Annotated in this window: 12 protein-coding genes; 5 read left to right on the top strand and 7 right to left on the bottom strand. The window is 54.2% G+C overall.

Going from position 1 to position 18,113, the window contains the following annotated elements; translation table 11 throughout:
- Positions 1-66: 66 nt before the first annotated feature.
- Positions 67-3,651, top strand: a complete 3,585-nt coding sequence (locus SACSAC_RS12810) for a glycoside hydrolase family 2 TIM barrel-domain containing protein (protein ID WP_037286946.1) — start codon at positions 67-69, stop codon at positions 3,649-3,651.
- Positions 3,652-3,740: 89 nt separating this feature from the next.
- On the opposite strand, the gene SACSAC_RS12805 is transcribed toward SACSAC_RS12810, so the two are convergent.
- Positions 3,741-4,211, bottom strand: coding sequence for a hypothetical protein (locus SACSAC_RS12805; protein ID WP_037286944.1), 471 nt, complete (start codon positions 4,209-4,211; stop codon positions 3,741-3,743).
- A 274-nt stretch (positions 4,212-4,485) separates the two neighbouring features.
- Here SACSAC_RS12805 and SACSAC_RS12800 point away from each other — a divergent pair, with 274 nt between their 5' ends.
- From SACSAC_RS12800 to SACSAC_RS12790, 4 genes are all read left to right on the top strand, one after another.
- On the top strand, positions 4,486-5,208 hold the full coding sequence (locus SACSAC_RS12800) for a 3-ketoacyl-ACP reductase (protein ID WP_037286943.1): 723 nt from the start codon (positions 4,486-4,488) through the stop codon (positions 5,206-5,208).
- A gap of 169 nt (positions 5,209-5,377) precedes the next feature.
- Complete coding sequence (locus tag SACSAC_RS27105) at positions 5,378-6,244, top strand: ABC transporter substrate-binding protein (protein ID WP_084778044.1); 867 nt, start codon at positions 5,378-5,380, stop codon at positions 6,242-6,244.
- A 66-nt stretch (positions 6,245-6,310) separates the two neighbouring features.
- Positions 6,311-6,688: a type 2 periplasmic-binding domain-containing protein gene (locus SACSAC_RS27100; protein WP_051507088.1), complete on the top strand. Its 378-nt coding sequence runs from the start codon at positions 6,311-6,313 to the stop codon at positions 6,686-6,688.
- Entirely contained in the window at positions 6,685-8,391 is a 1,707-nt protein-coding gene (locus tag SACSAC_RS12790) for a methyl-accepting chemotaxis protein (RefSeq protein ID WP_037286941.1), read from the top strand. The genes SACSAC_RS27100 and SACSAC_RS12790 overlap by 4 nt, the downstream gene beginning before the upstream one ends.
- A gap of 110 nt (positions 8,392-8,501) precedes the next feature.
- Here SACSAC_RS12790 and SACSAC_RS12785 read toward each other — a convergent pair whose 3' ends face one another.
- The 6 genes from SACSAC_RS12785 to SACSAC_RS12760 form a co-directional block, all read right to left on the bottom strand.
- Positions 8,502-9,701, bottom strand: a complete 1,200-nt coding sequence (locus tag SACSAC_RS12785; RefSeq protein ID WP_084778043.1) for a nitric oxide synthase oxygenase — start codon at positions 9,699-9,701, stop codon at positions 8,502-8,504.
- A gap of 186 nt (positions 9,702-9,887) precedes the next feature.
- Complete coding sequence (locus SACSAC_RS12780; protein WP_051507087.1) at positions 9,888-10,361, bottom strand: Dps family protein; 474 nt, start codon at positions 10,359-10,361, stop codon at positions 9,888-9,890.
- Between the two features lie 618 nt (positions 10,362-10,979).
- A complete protein-coding gene (locus SACSAC_RS12775) occupies positions 10,980-11,930 on the bottom strand; it encodes a nucleoside hydrolase (RefSeq protein ID WP_037286939.1) in 951 nt (316 codons plus the stop codon).
- Between the two features lie 234 nt (positions 11,931-12,164).
- Entirely contained in the window at positions 12,165-14,414 is a 2,250-nt protein-coding gene (locus SACSAC_RS12770) for an MMPL family transporter (RefSeq protein WP_051507086.1), read from the bottom strand.
- 217 nt (positions 14,415-14,631) lie between these two features.
- Complete coding sequence (locus SACSAC_RS12765; protein WP_051507085.1) at positions 14,632-15,582, bottom strand: diacylglycerol/lipid kinase family protein; 951 nt, start codon at positions 15,580-15,582, stop codon at positions 14,632-14,634.
- A gap of 155 nt (positions 15,583-15,737) precedes the next feature.
- A complete protein-coding gene (locus SACSAC_RS12760; protein WP_037286936.1) occupies positions 15,738-17,741 on the bottom strand; it encodes a putative bifunctional diguanylate cyclase/phosphodiesterase in 2,004 nt (667 codons plus the stop codon).
- Positions 17,742-18,113: the final 372 nt, after the last annotated feature.

Raw genomic sequence — 18,113 nt, 5'->3', positions numbered from 1 at the left:
TAACGCCATTTTGTGAAGAGATACAAACCCTACTGTGCGCAGACATAGACAAGGAGGAAACGAATCATGAACCGAACGCTCCTGTTCAACGACGGTTGGACTTTCGCAAAAAGCACGCTGGACACGCAGCACTGGCAGACGCTTACTTTTGCCCCGGTAGAGATTCCGCATGATTGGCTGATCGCCGACACGAAAAACCTGTATGAGGACGGGATCGGCTGGTATAAACGCATATTAACGGCAGATGCGAATTGGGAAGCCGAAGGCGTGCGCAAGCTTATGCTGCAATTCGAAGGCGTCTATATGGATTCGACCCTCTACGTCAACGAACAACAGATCGGCGAATGGAAATACGGGTACTCTACGTTCGAATTCGATATTTTTCCCGCGCTAAAAGAAGGCGATAACGAGATCGTGGTCAAAGTGGTTCATCAGGGCCCCAACAGTCGCTGGTACTCGGGCGCGGGCATTTATCGGAACGTCCGGCTCAAAACGCGCGGCGATTCCTATATCGATACCGACGGCGTCTATGTCTCGACCAGCCGTCACGGGGATAGCTGGCGCATCGCGATCGAGACGGAAGTAGAAACGGTCGAAGCGCTTGAACTCTCCCATGCGCTCTATGAAGGAGAGTCGCTTGTCGCGGAACGTTCCATTCATGTGGCTCCCTCTGCGGAACTCACGCCGGCGGCGCATGAAGATACTCCTGTCCCGGACAATGCGGCTCAAGCGAAGCAAGGATTCGGCAAGGTGGAGCAAAATAACAATTACAAGCGCCAAGCGTTGGAAAGCGTTAATCTGACTCCTCGGCGGACCTGCAACGAAGCCTTGCTCGACGTGCCTTCGCCACAGCCGTGGAGTCCCGATGAGCCAAACCTTTACCGACTGGAAACCAGCATTCGCTCCCCGGAAACCGGACAGATTCTTGAACGCGTCGTGCAAAACATCGGGTTCCGGGAAATCGCGCTGGACGCGCAGAACGGCTTTAGTTTGAACGGACAACGGATGAAGCTGAACGGGGTTTGCGAACACCATGACTTGGGCGCGCTGGGCGCGGCGTTCAATATCGCGGCGCAGCGTCGGCGTTTTGTGCAGCTGAAGGAGATGGGAGTCAATGCGATTCGCACGGCGCACAATATGCCTGCGCCGGGCGTGATGGATCTGGCCGACGAGATGGGCTTTCTTGTCGTCTCGGAATCGTTCGACATGTGGGAGCGGCCCAAAACGACCTACGACTACGCGCGCTTTTTCCGGGAATGGTCGAGCCGCGATGTTCGCAGTTGGGTTCGCCGGGACCGCAACCATCCGAGTCTGATCCTCTGGAGTATCGGCAACGAAATTTACGATACGCACGCGGATGACCGGGGTCAGGAAGTCACGCGCATGCTGCGGGAGCTGGTTCGGGAATTCGATCCGCGCGGCAACGCTCCCGTAACGATCGGATCGAATTATATGCCCTGGGAGAACGCGCAGAAGTGCGCCGACATCGTCAAGATCGCGGGTTATAACTATGCGGACAAATACTACGAAGATCACCATGCCGCGCATCCCGATTGGATCATCTACGGCAGCGAGACGGCTTCGGTCGTGCAAAGTCGGGGCATTTATCATTTCCCGTTCGAACGGCCCATTCTGACCGATGACGATCGGCAGTGCTCCGCCCTCGGCAACAGCCCGACCAGTTGGGGAGCCAAATCGGCGGAAGCCTGCATTCTGGCCGAACGCGACGCGCCGTATTCCCTGGGACAATTTATTTGGACGGGCTTCGACTACATTGGCGAACCGACGCCGTATCATACCAAAAATTCATACTTCGGACAGATCGATACGGCAGGTTTTCCGAAAGACTCCTACTACATCTATCAAGCCGCTTGGACGGATTACCGGAAAGCGCCGATGGTGCATATCTTCCCTTATTGGGACTTTAACGAGGGGCAGATGATAGACGTCCGGGCGTGCTCCAATGCCCCGCGGATCGAGCTGCGATTGGACGATGAGACGATCGGCTTCCATGAAACGAATTGGGCATCCGGCACGCAGCCTGTCGCCCATTGGAAAATTCCTTTCAAAGCCGGACGGTTGACGGCGCTGGCTTACGATGAAGACGGCGAGGTCATTGCGGAAGATGTCCGTGAACCTTTCGGCGATGCGCATAAGATCCTTTTACATGCCGATCGGCAGAGTCTGCGCGCAGACGGACGAGATGTCGTGTTTCTGGAGATCGGAACGGAGGATGCCGAAGGGCGCCCGGTTGAAAATGCAACCAATCGAGTAAAGATCGAAGTGAGCGGCGCGGGACGCCTGCTCGGGATGGATAACGGCGACAGTACCGATTACGACGCGTATCAAGGGAGTTCCCGCCAACTCTTTTCCGGCAAAGCGCTTGCGATCATCGGGTCTACGCTCGAAGCAGGTACGATCACGATTCGGGTATCGTCCCCCGGACTTGCGGATGCAAGCTTCGAACTGCCTACGGAAGCCGTGGATGCGGAGGCTACGCATGGCTTGTCCGTTGTGTTGGATTGCGGAACGGGCTTGTCTGAACATACCGAGGAGCAAGGACTGCCTGTACGCAAGATCAGCATTGTGAGCGAATCGGGGCGCACGTTGAATGCCGAGCAGCCCTCTGTTCGCGTAAGAGCCGAGTTGTATCCGCCAGGCACCGCACACCAGGACGTGGAATGGGCGGTTACCGACGATTCGGGCATCCTCTCCCACTTGGCTGTCGTCGAAGCGGATGGCCTTGAAGCTACCGTCACGGCGCTGGGCGACGGTGCCTTCCGATTACGCTGCGCAAGTCGCAGCGGAACGGCAGACGTACGTTTGATCTCGCAGCTGGAGTTCGAAGCTGAGGGACTCGGCACGGCCTATCATGATCCGTACGGATTCGTGTCTGCGGGCGTATACGATTATGCGCTGGGCGAAGTCGGTACGGGGAACGAACGGGGCATCGCGACATCGCGTGACGGCGAGACGCATGTGGGATTCACCCGGCTCGACTTCGGACCTTACGGCGCGGATACGATTACGGTTCCGATCTTCGCCCTGTCCGACGAAGCCTATCCGATCGAGATTTGGGCAGGTGTTCCGAATGAAGCCGGATCGGAACTGCTTGCGGACGTCATTTACCAAAAGCCGTCGATCTGGAATACGTATCAAGCCGAGACCTATACGCTTTCCCGTAAACTACGCCGTATCGAGACGCTCTGCTTCGTGCTGCGCCAGAAGGTGCACATCAAAGGCTTCTCCTTCGCTCCGCAGAGCCGGGCTTTCGAATGGAATCGCGCTCTGGATTGCGACCGCATCTATGGCGATGCTTTCAACCGGACGGATCGAGCGATCGAAGAGATCGGCAATAACGTATCGCTGGAGTTCGGCGATATGGATTTCGGTCAGGACGGCACGAACGGCTTGACGATTCGAGGCGCTTCGCCGATCAAGCTCAACACCATTCAAATCCGCTTTGAAGATGAAGAAGGAGAATTCCGACGCCTTGTTGAATTCCCCGAATCAAACGGGTATGAAGAACGCACGTTGCCGCTGGAGACGATATCCGGCCATTACCGCGTCACGTTCATTTTCCTGCCGGGTTCTCGCTTCCACTTCGAAGCTTTCCGATTCGGAAAAGCCGGAGAAGCCGAAATCGAATAACGAATCAGACACAAAAAAGCTCCCCGTAAAGATATCCGAATGATGGACAATCTTTACGGGGAGCACGACTATAAAGCCTGGGATAGCCGCTACGCCGTCGTAGCCGCAGACTCGGCGTACTCGGGCAGCAGTTCGTAATAACTGCTCAACGATTGTCCCATGATCGTATCGAAGACGGCAGGATTCTCCATGCGAAGCAACCTGTTCGCGTACCTCCAGGCATTCTCTTCCAGACGGAGCGTGATCCGCGTGCGAGGCAAGCTGCCCCGGATGTTGACGAGACGGTCCGACAAGTATTCCAGTTCCGGATCATTGGCGTGACCGAGTTCATGAGCTAATACGACACGTACGTATTCCTCGAACGGCTCGAGCGAACCGAACAGGATCAGGCATTGCTCTTCAAGCGCGTCGAGGTAAAGGGTGATGCGATGATCGTCGAGATTATACTTGCCTCCGATCAATCGTTTTCCGGGAAACAGATTTTCCAGTACCACTTCGATCTCGCTATTCGAACGGGTCAGGACGTCGGTTACGGTATCTTCGATAAGAATTCTGTTCATGCCATTTCTCCCGTTCCTTTTTTACAATAAATATCGGCAGATCGCCGCTCTTTTTAAAGGGAAGCCGGAGAATAGTATAACGCTATTGCAAACGAAATGGAAACAAAATATTATTTTACCCGCTTACTGACTTTTTGAAACAACTTACCAAGTGCGGAAGCAAAAAAAGCTTTTATTCCTCTCCCTGTGCGATGTTCGCTTGGAAAATCCGGGCGTGTCCGTTACACTTTCAGGGAGGGATTTTTTTACTTCAAGGAGGATATGAATAGTGACTATGCTTGAATTGAAAAACCAGACGGCCGTCATTACGGGAGCAGGTAAAGGAATCGGGCGCGCCGTTGCGGAAGCACTGGCAGCCGAAGGCGTGCATTTGGGCCTGATCGCGCGTACCGCTTCCGATCTGGAATCGCTAAGCAGTGAGCTTAAGGAAAAATACGGCGTAAACGTCTTCGTACAAGTTGCCGACGTGTCCGTTCGCACGGAGATCGAAGCGGCCGTCCAAGCCTTGCACGAACAGCTTGGCGCGATCGACATTCTGATCAACAACGCGGGCATCGCTTCGTTCGGCAAATTGGTCGACATGGACCCCGAGGAGTGGGAACGCATCATCCGCGTCAACCTGATGGGCGCTTACTATACGACTCGCGCCGCACTGCCGTTCATGATCGAGCAAAACAGCGGCAACATCCTGAACGTCGCTTCGACGGCAGGCGAACGCGGCTTTGCCACCGGTTCTGCTTATTGCGCATCGAAAGCAGCGCTGATCAGCATGAGCGAAGCATTGATGCAGGAGGTTCGCAAGTCGAACATCCGCGTCGTCACGCTGAATCCGAGCACGGTGAACACGGAACTTGCCACGAACAACAATCTGCCGATCGGCGACGAAGACCGCATGATGCAGCCGGAAGACGTAGCCGACCTCGCGCTGGCTACCCTGAAGTTGCCTGCGCGCGTCTTCGTAAAATCGGCTGGCATTTGGACGACGAATCCGCAGTAAGTCTTAACGAAAAGCCCGCTTCAGCCTGAATATAGGCGAAGACGGGCTTTTTTCATCTGTCGTCCGGGTTGAAATATTATTTTTTGCTTACTTGCTACCGATATACTTTCTATATAGCTTTTAGATGATCATGTCTTGAGAGCGACGAAGAAAGAAGGTTGATTGTACCATGATAAGAAAATCCAGGTGGACGCTATACCTATCCACGCTTGTACTAACCTTGGGTTTATTGGGTTGCAGTACGGTCTCCTCCACTCCATCCCAAGAAGGCATAGAGAGCTCAGGCACGGTTACGCTGCGATTTATGTGGTGGGGTTCCGATCAACGCAAAGAAAGTACGCAGAAAGTGATCGACTTATACGAAGCCAAACATCCCGACGTGCAGATCGAAGCCATTCCCGTAGCCGATACTTCGGCAGTCGAAACGCAATGGGCCATCGAAAATGCAGAGCAGCAAGCAGCAGACATTATTCAAGCCGATTACGCTTTTATTTTCAACTTCTCGGATCGCAACTTGGTTGAACCGCTCAACTCTTTTATCGATCAAAAAATCATCGACGTTTCCGCTATCGCCCCCTCTGCGCTGACTCCCGGAACCAAAAGCGAAAACCTCTACGCTTTCCCTATTTCCCAAAACAACCAAGCTCTTTTGTACAATCCTCAAATGCTAGAAGCCGCAAATATTCAACCCCCCACTTCCAACTACACCCTAGAGCAATTTGAAGAAATCTTGCGAGCAGTCAAAGCCCAACACCCCGAGCCGGATTTTGCTCCGCTCGCCAACATGATTGACGTGAACTATTATCTGCGTTCGCAAGGCGCACAGATGTACAGCGACGACGGCAGCACGCTCGGTTACACGGACGACCGGATTTTGGCAGACTATTTTGCGCTGAACAAAAAGTGGCTGGACGAAGGATTGGTTCTTCCCAAAACCAGTACGCGTATCGATGAAAATCATCCGATCGTAGCTCGAAAATCCGCATTCATTTCTTTTTCCAGCAATAATATCGTCGGGATCAGCAAACTTGCCTAGTTCCCGGTTAGCCTCATTCGTTATCCTACCGTAGGCGATAAAGACGGACATTGGGTGAAACCTTCCATGTTTTTGGCTATATCTTCTTATTCCGAACACAAGCAGGCTGCGGCCGAATTTCTTGATTTCTTTATTAACGACGAAGAGGCCAATGACATTTTGAATGCCGAGCGCGGCGTTCCGGTGTCTTCCATGGTTGCGGATCGCTTGGCTTCCAACGATTCTTTAGTTAATGAGCAAGTACAGTTTATGGAGAATATTAAGCAAACCGCCGAGCCGCTCGACCCTCCGAACCCGAGCACCCATGTTGTCGTAAGCGGACTTTATCAGCTTATGCTCGAACAGGTATTATCGGGAACGCTTACGCCTGAGCAAGGCGCTGCCGGTTACCGCGAACGCGCCGAAGAGGTCATGACGAACACCGCAGGAGGATCAAAAGGATGAAAAAGAAAAAAGACTTTCGATTCTCTATCAAAATGAAGCTCTATACCGGGTTCGGCCTGGTACTTGCATTGATGGTAGCCATCGCCGGCTTGAGTTATTGGTATATGGTATCCTCAAGCACTTCCTACACCCAGTTGATCAACGAAGATTCGGCTTCCGTTCAATCCATCAAAAATCTGGCGTTGTCCGTGGAGCGCCAGCATAGCCAATTGTCGGAATACCTGTTGACCGGGAATGAGGAAAGCCTGAACGCTTATGAGACGGCCAGAGCCGACTTCCGACAAACTTTGCAAGAATTGGAACCGTTGATCCCTGATCGGGACGAACAACAAATCGTCGCGGGCCTGGATTTGTTACAAAGCTATTTCCGAAGCGCCGCCACGCAAATGATCGAGTTCAAAAAACAAGGCGATACCGAAGCGTATCTGCAAACCTTGGACAACCAAGCCGTCGTGTTGAATAAATTTAGCAGTATTGCCCTCGAATTTGCTCAGACCAAACAAGACTTTCTCGTTACGGAAGCGCAAAATACGTTCGAGACTGCGAGCCATGCCAAAAATACCGTGATGATCATTAGCCTTATTACCGTAGCGATCGGCATATTCATCTCGCTCTATATCAGCCGAATCATCTCCTCGCCGCTGCTCAACCTGCAAACGGCAGCGATCAAGATCGCGAAAGGCGATCTGCGGGATACGCATGTAAACGTCAAAAATCGGGATGAGATCGGGGAGCTGGCAGCTTCGTTTAATTATATGGGCGAAAATTTGCGCAGCCTGATTCATGAAGTCGGCTCCCATTCCAAACAGGTTGCTCTCTCTTCGGACCAACTGTCGACCAGCGCGGACCAGACCGGACAAGCCACCGAACATGTAGCAGGAATCACGGAAGAATTGGCTTCGGGCAGCGAAGTACAAGCGCGGCAAGTTTCTTCCGGCGTCGCGCTGGTCCGTCATATCGACAATGAAGCACAACGAATCTCGCAAAATTCTTCCATTGTGGTCCATTCGGCAACCCATGCTTCGGGCGTAGCTTCCGAAGGAAGCGAAGCGGTACGCGTCGCCGTGCGGCAAATGTCCGCGGTCGAACGCAATGTGACCGGATTAGCGGGACGCGTCGGTCAAATGGGCGAACGCTCCAAAGAAATCGGTGATATCATAGCGATCATTACAAGCATTGCGCAGCAAACGAATCTGCTCTCTTTGAACGCTTCGATCGAAGCTGCCCGCGCCGGCGAGCAAGGTCGCGGATTTGCCGTCGTTGCCGGCGAAGTCCGCAAACTCGCGGAACAAACGGCTTTATCCGGGCAGCAGGTATCCGATGTGATCGGTACGCTCCAAAACGATATGCAATTCATTATCGATATGGTTGCCCAAGGCTCTCAAGAAGTTCGATCCGGCATCGAAGCAGTAGGGACGGCAGGTCGCTCTTTCGCGCTGATCGAACAAGCCGTTACCGAATTTACCGGACAGATTCAGGACGTCGCGGAAGCCGCAACCCAAATGTCGGGCGAAACTTCCGATGTCGTGAACGCATTCGAAGAAATCAATCAAATCTCCGTTCGAATGGCCGAAGGTTCTCAGAGCGTATCCGCATCCACGGAAGAACAACTGGCCAGCGTGCAAGAGATCACCGCCGCTTCCAAAGAACTGGCGAATCTGTCTCATGATCTCCGACACAGCGTAGAAAAGTTCATCGTATAATTCGTTTATTCGATTCGAAACATTCGTCATATGCCAAAAAGGCTCGGGAAACGAATCCCGAGCCTTTTTGATTTCCGTGTTTTCAAGCAAGCCCCTTCGGACTTTACATGCTACAAGCCGGCTCCCGTCACCGGGCAAACCATCGGCTTGGATGCTGCATGCATTGGACAAGCAGGGGCATTTTGCGCAGCATCCTTTGAATCCGCCGTCTCCTTGCTCGCATAAGGCTTTTTCCCGTAAAAGAAGTTCGGCTTCACGATGGTGTTATCGTAGCGCTTATGAAAAACATGCGTCGTTGCGGGCGCCATCGGCGGAATGAGCCAAGCCCAGTTGCCCGTCACCTCTCGGCCCGCTTCCCGCTCGCGTTTTTCAAAACTTTCGAATTGCGCGGCTGCCGTATGATGATCGACCATGCTAACCCCTGCCGCCCGATACGATTCCAGCACCGCCACGTTGAGCTCGACCAAAGCCCGATCCTGCCACAAGGTGCTGCGCCGGCTGCGGTCGATCCCCATCAGGTCCGCGACGACCGGCAGCAGATTGTAACGTCCTTCATCCGCCAGATTCCGCGCTCCAATCTCCGTTCCCATGTACCAGCCGTTAAAAGGAGCACCGCTATACCGAATACCGCCGATCTCCAGCCGCATGTTGGATACGGCCGGAACGGCGTACCATTTCAGCCCCAACTCGTTGAAGCCCGCAAGCTCCGAATGACGAATGTCGACCTCCAGCACATGTTCACGCGGCACCTCAAACCATTTTGGCGCCCTTCCGTCCAGTTGAATGACCAGCGGCAGCACGTCGAAATCCGTCCCGTCCCCTTGCCAGCCCAGCTGTTCGCAGATTACAGTGAACTCCAGCGAAGCCGGATCGCCGATTCGGCTTCCATCCTTCCGCGCATATCCCGCATAACGGATCAGCTGCTCATTCCATACGCGCGCTCCCGGCAGCTCTCCTTGTTCCGGTCGCAGAATCGTGATCGTCGGACGGATGCGCCCCCGATTCGCGGCATAGTCCAGATGCTCCAACAGCGCCGCCGCGATCTCTTCCTCGGAAGACGCATTCCGCTTATCTACGACATGCAAACTATCCCACGGCAGACGTCCGATGCAGCGGTTGCTATTGCGCCACGCCATCCGCGCACCATGCCGCAGCTCTTCGTAAGTATGACTGTAGGTTCCGCTCTGTTCAATCTCGTCTGCAATCTCCTTCAATCGAAGCTCAGCCGCTTCTTCCGTCAGGTTCAGCTCGGCGTAGCATTGCTTTATAAAAAATTCCGCTTCCGCGAAAAGAGTAGAACGTTCATTCATCCTCGACACCTCGTCTTGTAAATGATCTCAATCACATCTCTTTGTATCATAAAGCAGTACGTTAGAAAATAAGCGGCCTGTTCGGGGAGATTTGGTGTCGAAAATTCGATACGCCAAAAAGCCGGAGTAGGCGCTCCTGCTTATCGCAGGCAGACCCACTCCGGCTCCGTTCCTAATCTATGCGGATTAACGACCCAGGTATGCTTCCAGCATCCAAGCGTCTTTTTCAACTTCGGCTTTCAGGCCGATCAGCATGTCTTCCGTCGCTTTGTCGTCCAACGAACCGGCGATTTCGATCGCTTCTTGCAGTTCGGATGCTTCCGTACGGAAGTCGCGAATCAGCGCTTCAACCATCTCGTCGGCCGTTTCTCTGCCTGTTGCTTCCGTGATGCTTGTCAGCGCGAGGTGCTCGCGAAGCGTAGCGGCCGGCGATCCGCCGATCGTCAGCAGGCGTTCAGCCACTTCGTCCATGCGTGCTGCGGCCGCGTTGTAGAACTCTTCGAATTTGGCATGCAGCGTGAAGAAGTTCGAGCCTTTCACGTACCAATGGAAGTTATGCAGCTTGGCGTACAGCACCGACCAGTCAGCCACTTGTTTGTTCAATGCGCGGTGCAGCTCAGCCGTCGTATCCACGTTCACGTTCGTTTTTACAGTTTCCATTTTATATTCGCTCCCTTTATTTTAAATTTAGACTTATTCTAATTCCTGTTTAAATTATAGCATCGTTCCGGTTAAAAAGCGAGGGGTTTAGGAAAGTTTTTTGGTATTGAAAACCCGTTAACAAAAGGCCGCGGACAGCAGGCATTCGACTTGGTTCTTTCTGCATACAGCTTAATCAAACACGTAAGCCAATCCGGTTTGAAAATGTGTGCATGAGATCAACATTTCCTTGCATTAAAGCGACTTTGAGAAGCATATGCTGACGTTAGGTCAACATTTTTATCTTTTTTCGATCAAATCCTTGTTTTACGCAAAAAATGTTGACCATACGTAAGCATTGGCGTCACAACGTGTAGTTTCGGGAGAAAATACGTGCAAAACGTCAACATTTCAAACTCTTGAAAATTAGGTATATAGAAAAACAAGTGTCGACCGCAAAAAAAGCCCGCCTTCTGCGATCGCAGAAGACGAGCTTTCCAATTTGGCGTAGAGAAAACCGAAACGCAGGTCTAGTAACGTTTCGGGATCGGCTTACGCAGTAAGACGCGTAACCGAAACGTAAGTCTAATAGCGTTTCGGGATCGGCTTACGCGGTAAGACGCGCAACCGAAACGCAGGTTAGTAGCGTTTCGGTGCCGATTCTTTAGCCAACTCCGTGATGTAGTCGAAGAAGCCTTCCGCGTTCACGTCGTATACCAGCTGCACGGGACGTCCGTCGGCGGTCTCGACCGTGCGGCCTTGGCTCGGGCCGTCCGGGATGACGATCGCGTTGACGGTGCGGCGTTCAACCAGTTCCGGTTTGCCCAGCGAAGCGGTAGTCAGCACGTCCCACAGATAGTAGGTCGAGTTGGTTTCCATGTAGACCAGCGGCGGGCAGAATGCATAGCATTGGCCCAGGAAGTCGACGCCTTCGTAACGACGCTCGGATGCCCAGCGGTTGCGCACGGCCAGCGTCAGAGGAACCTTGTTCGTGCTCTCCAGCGCGACCAGGTCGATCTCGATGCCCGTGCGGAACACGCGATCCGCGGATTCCGGGTCCCAGAACACGTTCCACTCCGCCGTACCGTCATGTTCAGGTTCTTGAACGTTGCCCGTCTCGAACGTGCCGCCCATCCAGAACAGGCGCGAAATTTTCTCTTCGATCTCCGGCGCTTCGTCCAATGCGCGAGCAAGGTCGGTCAGCGGGCCGGTGAATAGCAGCGTCGTCTGTCCTTCCGTACGCTTTACCGTCTCGATCAGATGGAGATGCGCAGGAAGGTCCGACAACGGAGCTTCCATTTTGCCCGACTCGTTAAGCAGCGGAAGAGCATCGACCAGGAACGAGTGCATGCGCCACTCGGCCGGGAACGGATTTTTGCCGCGCGAATTGGACTTGGCCACTTCGACGCTTTTGCCTTTTCCGAAACGATCGATAATCTTACGGCTGGCATCGGTCGCCGGCTCCAAATATCCGTCTGCCGGAATCACCGATACGCCCGTGACTTCCACATCTTCCATTTGCAGCAACAGAAACAGCGAGACCAGATCGTCTACTCCGCCGTCATGATTGAAATATACTGGTGTTTTCAAACGTTCCACTCCTTAAAGCTTAATGATACCCGTAGAATTTCCTCTATTGTTACCTACCCGTCACAACACTATTTATTATGAAGCTTGCAAGGAAGGGAGTAAAGGCAATCCGGCAAATTAAAAAGATCGTTTTCCCCGTATATTTTTCCATTCGGACGCGAAGGTCGGACGGGAGTAATCGGCGCTTCGGCTTACGAACGATCACGGCGCGAAGGGTCGGGCCGCAACCGCGCATCAAGCGCGAATTTCGTTCGTGTTGCCGTCCTCTTCCAGCTGCTGCGGCGCGCGCCCCGGCCAAAACGCGGCGCGGCCGAGCAGACGCGTAATCGCGGGAACCAGGAACGGACGCACGATGAAGGTATCCAGCAGAACGCCCAATGCCGCGACGACGCCGAACTGAACCAGCACTTGAATCGGCAGCGTCGCAAGTACTGCGAAGGTGCCTGCCAGAATCACGCCTGCCGAGGTGATCACGGTTCCCGTCTCGCCTACGCCTTCGCGAATCGCGCGCTTCAGCGGGAGGGATCGGCTCTTTTTCCAAATACTCGAGACCATGAAAATGTTATAGTCCTCGCCCAATGCCACCAGGAATACGAAGGCGTACAGCGGAATCGCTCCCTGAATCGCTTCTTGTCCCAGCCCGTAATGCAGAATGAGCCAACCCAGACCCAGCGCGGAAAAATAGGACAGAACGACGGTGGCGATCAGATAGACGGTCGCGACTACGGAGCGCAGGTAGGCGAGCAGAAGCAGCGAGATCAAACCGATGACGACGGGGATGATCAGATCGGTATCGCGTTCGGTCGCGGCTCGGGTATCGGTCTGCGTGGCCGTTTGGCCGCCGATCCAGACTTTTTGATCCGGAGCGGCGATTCCTGCACCGCTCAGCGCAGTCTCGGCGGTCGAACGCAGCTCCGCTACGTCGTCCATTGCTTCGTTCGAGTAAGGATTGACGTTCAGCTTCACGCTGTAGAGCAGCATGTTCGCGTTTTCGGCCCCCGTCTCCGGCTCGGCGACCGCGTCAACGAAAGGCAGGTCGGTCAGACGCGCCGCCAGATCGCTTTCTTTTCCTTCACTGTCGACGATCACTTGAACGGGAGCCAATTCGCCCGGCGAGAAGCCTTCCGCGATCGTATCGAAGCCTTCGACCGACGGCATGTCCGACGGGAACGAAGATAACAAATCATAAGTAAAGCGAATTTGTGACGAAGCCGCCGCCAGGCCGCCCAATATGATCAGCGAAGCGATAACGACCGTCCATGGACGCTCCGTGACGACACGGCCGATGCGGCTGTCTTTTTTTCTTTTTCGATGAGTGACGGGTTTGTTCCGGCGCTTGGCACGCTCTTCTTCCATCTCCGGCGTGCGCGGCACGAACGGGAAGAACGAAGCCCGGCCGATAATCGCGAGCATAGCCGGGACAAGCGTCAGGCTGGCGATGCCCATGATCAGAATCGCCACGCCGAACGGCACGGCAAAACGGTGATACGCGCCGTATTGCGCCAGCAGCAAAGTGAACAGCGACAAAACGACCGTAAGTCCGCTCATGGCGATCGCGCCGGACGAACCGGAGATCGCGTCTTTCAACGCTTCGCGTTTGCTGGTGGTCTCCGTCAGGCACTGCCGGAATCGGGTAATCAGGAACAAACAATAGTCCGTACCCGCACCGAACAGCAAGACGGTCATGATCGAGATGCCTTGCGCATCCGCCGTGATCCAGCCCCGATCGGCCATCGTGCCGAGAATCGGGCTGATCACCAGATACGCGAAGCCTACGGCCACGATCGGGATAAAAGCCAGAATCGGCGAACGGTAGATCAACAGCAGAATGACCAGCACCAACACGACGGTCGCGATCAGCAGCGATACGTCGGCATTTTGGAATAACGCGCCGCCGTCGATCGCGATGCCGACCGGTCCGGTTACGCGGGCGGACAGCTCGCTTGTGCCGGTTGCCGTCTCGAACGGATCGCCGCCCGTAATCGAGACGGCCCTCTCCTTCAACTGCTCGACGCTTTCTTTGAGCCCGTCCGTATCCGCGGCTTCGTCCAGCGTAATCGGCAGGACGATCGTGCTTCCGTCTTCCGATAACAGGGACTGGCGCGCAGGAGCAGGAAGCTGATGCAGCGGCAGTACCCCTTCCTGACTCGCTAACGGCTCCGCTTCCAACGACTCCGTCAAAGCAGCCAACTGATTCAAGTCTTCGTCGCTTAAGCCGCCGCTGCGGTTCCACACCAACAGCGCGGGTTGTCCGCCGTCTCCCGGGAATTCGCGCTCCGCGACCTGCGCCGCTTGAACGGATGGATACGCATCGCTCAAGTCGGCAGCAGCGTTATCCTCGCGTTCGTTAATCCCGGGCCACATTACATTTAGCAGAATGGCTGCCGCAATCCAAATCCCCACTACCACCCAACGTCCGATCGGTCCGGACAAGGCGCCGGAGGCTCCTTTTTTTTCTCTGCCAGTTCTCTCTTGGTTCGACATCCTAGGTCTTCCTTCTCTCTGTGATCAAATTTCCCCGCTGCGAAAAGTTCCCCCGAAATTTTGCGCCGCTCCCTGTGACTCACGGGTCATTGAACAACATTATGACTCATGGGTCATTTTTGGTCAATCCCTTATTTTAAAAACAGCAAAATACCAAACAGCCGACGCACGAATAACTTCGCTTGCCGGCTGGTAAATCCAACGTATTCGAGAAAACTCAACCTCCGGAAGGCGTGGCATCCATCCCGGCGTCGCCGTCTTCGATCCTGTTCGCGTCTGCATTCGGTCCATAGAAAAAACGGAGCTTCGAAGGCACTACGGAAATTTCCGCGGGCGTTTGGAGATAGATTTCGCCGTCGCTGTCGATGCCTTTGGGTTCGTCCGTATCGATCCGAAGCGAAGGCGTCCGAATGTATTCGATGATGCCGCCGCTCTCCCGATAATCGGTCAGGTCGCCGCCGTTGATGACCTGCCAGGCCAGCGATAAACCGGCTTCGCGCACGATCAGAACATCCAGCATTCCGTCCTGAACCCCTTCTCCGGCGAAAGGCAGCTTGGCCGTACCCAACGAGCGGCCGTTGGCGACAAGAATCATCACGGCCTCGCTGTCGACAACGCCTTCTTCATGAGTAAGCCGGAAGCGGAAAGGTTCAGCCTGACGCAGCGTTCGAAGCGTACTCAGAAAGTAGCTCAGCTTGCCCATTCGTTCTTTTTGGTCCGAATCGATATTTTCCGACGTATCCGTAATCAGCCCGATGCCCACGAAATTGGTAAAAATCCGACCGTTCACCTTCCCGACATCCGTATCGCGCACGCGCCCGGCCAATATTTCCTCCGCAGCACGCCCCACCTGCATCGGCAATCCCAGCGTCCGCGCAAAATCATTGCAGGTACCGCCCGGCAAAATGGCGATTTCGGGCGGCTCGGCAGCTTCGGCGGCGCCGTTTATGCACTCGTGCACGGTTCCGTCTCCGCCGAGCACAAGCAGCAGGTCTTGATCGCTGCCGCGATCGCGGCATATTTTCTCGCCGTCGCCGGGTTCCGCCGTCTGCACAAGCGTCAGCTCACCCACTTCGCCGGCCAATGCCGCAACGACTTCACCAAGCTGATCGGCCTTTTCCTTACCCGCTTTGCGGTTATAAACCAACATTGCTTTTCCCCAACGCATACGCTCATCTCCCGTTCGCTTCGTTGCGAACCGGTTAGCCGGTTCCCGTTCTCATTATTACCCACGAGAAGAAGAGACGACGGCAGCAACCTCAAAAGTAAATTCAGTGTCTGCTTCTATGTATAACCGTTACAGGATATTGCTGCGCGATATCGCTAATCCGCTCGAGCCGCACCGTTTGGAGCCGAGTTGATTCGCCATGCTCCGGCTTCTACTTCCTCGGGCAGCATAGGACGTCCGTAATAATAACCCTGCATTAAAATACATCCGCGCGAAAGCAAGAACTCTGCCTGTTCGGCGGTCTCGACGCCTTCGGCTACCACCTCCAGGTCAAGCAGCCTTGCAATGCCGATAATGCCGACAATCAAGGCTTGCTTGGAAGCCAGATCGCTGCTTTTGACGAAGGATTGATCAATCTTGAGCGTATCGACCGGTATCTCGTCCAGTCGTCCCAGCGACGAATGTCCGGTTCCGAAATCATCCATCGACACCTGAACGCCGAGATCGCGCACGCGTTGAAGCTGGGAGAGCGTGATTGCCATGTTTTTCATCGCGATCGACTCGGTAATCTCCAGTTCGAGCATCGGCCCGGGGAGTCCGCTGGAACGCAGCGCTTCGTCGACCATATCGAAGATCGTCATACTCTCGAAGACTCGGTACGACATATTCACCGAGATACAGACTTGGAACTTTCCTGCGTCATGCCAACGCTTGTTCAAACGGCATACTTCGCCCAGCATCCAGCGGGTCATCGGTACGATCAAACCGGTTTCTTCCGCGATCGGAATAAACTCGCCCGGCGAGACGACGCCTTTTTCCGGGTGACGCCAGCGCAGAAGCGCCTCGAATCCGGCTTCTTTTCCGCGGCGCGCATCCCATTTCGGTTGATACACGATAAAAAACTGTCCGTGTTCAAGCGCGAGTCGAAGGTCTTTTTCAAGCTCCATCTTGCGACTGAGCTGCCCGCCGATTCCGGCATTGAAAAATACCGTTTTGTCTTTGCCCGATGCCTTGGCCTGATACAAAGCCGCGTCTGCCGCTTTCAACAGCGTCGCACGATCCCGGCCGTGAATCGGGAACAAGCTGATGCCCGCGCTCGCCGTGACGTATAACTCATTGCCTTCAATCATATACGGGCGGCTGATCTCCTCCAACATGCGGGTGACCCTCTCCAGCAGCAGATGAGGATCTTTTTCCGCGCCGACCAGCAAGAATTCATCGCCGTCCATGCGGAACAGCGCTTCTCGCTCGTGGATGCGCGTACGGATGCGCTGCGCCGCATGCGCCAAAAGCAGATCGCCCAGATCGCGGCCCAGCGTATCATTAATGACCTTGAAACGATCCAGATTAATAAGCACCATCGAACCCAACCGTTCCTCGGCCAATCTGCGATTCGATTCTTCGGCAAGGGCATAGCGATTGCGCAGGCCCGTCAGCGGGTCCAGAAAAGCAATCTGCTTAAGCGTGCGGCGTTCAAACACCATGAAGATCCAGGTAATTGCCAAAATGACGGAAATCAGCGCAGAAACTCCGGCGATAAAATAGGACGACGGCAAGCCGGTATAGCCCAGGATAGCAGTCGCCGAACGCAAGCCATCAATACGCAACGAACCCAGCATGGTATACTGCATCGCGAAAATTCCCGCCCCCAGAATCAATGAAGCCACCGGCTTGGACAGGCTGAATCCGGTTGCACGTTGAAAATTCCCCAACACGTATAGAGCAAAATAACAAGCAATGAATAAGATTGCCACCGAGAAAATGCCGACAACCGCGTCGATGCCCACAATCAACCCGGGCCGGAGGGCAAATAAACCAAGCGCGGACATCAACGTAACGCCCACGCCGAAGACTGCCCCTGCAATCCGGCTTGTTAGCGGCTTCTGTCTGGCGAATAACGAAAACATTATGTATGCGGATAAACTCACTATCCCAATCGCCGCAATAACAACGGACGGCGTATAGTCGAGCGAAATGCGATGATGATACGAAAGCAGACTCATAACATGGACCAACCAGGTTCCTGTTCCGAGAACCAAAGCTGCGACGGCCGGATATAGCCGCTTCGCCCCCTTGCCCGATCGGCTTTTTGCCGTAGCCAAACCGATGCCTAAATAGGCGGAGAGCAGGGCGACCGACAGCGACAGAACGGCAAGCATGCCGTTCCAATTCTCCGTTAAACCTGTGACGAGGACAGAGATCATAAATCGGTACCCACTTTGCGTTATGATATTTTTGTTTAAATGCTCTTGCTTGAGGCAAGTAAAACCTTTTCTTAATTATATCGAATAAATATGCGAAATCCATTAGGCGAGCGAAAAAAATCCGGCACGGGGTAGCCGGGGCATTTTTATGCGCGGAAAGTCCTATTCGTAAAGGAAGCTGGGGGGCTGCGGGGGAAATTCGTTCAAGCCGCTGTCTCGCCCGGAAAGCTGCATAAGAACTCAAGAAGTCGCTTTCCGGGTTCAAAGGCGTCTTTCACTGAATTTCCCCCTCCGCCGTCTTCGCTTCGATTACGGGCAGGGCTTTCG

The organism is Saccharibacillus sacchari DSM 19268, assembly GCF_000585395.1.
GTDB lineage: Bacteria > Bacillota > Bacilli > Paenibacillales > Paenibacillaceae > Saccharibacillus > Saccharibacillus sacchari.
This window is presented reverse-complemented; position numbering and strand designations above follow the sequence as displayed.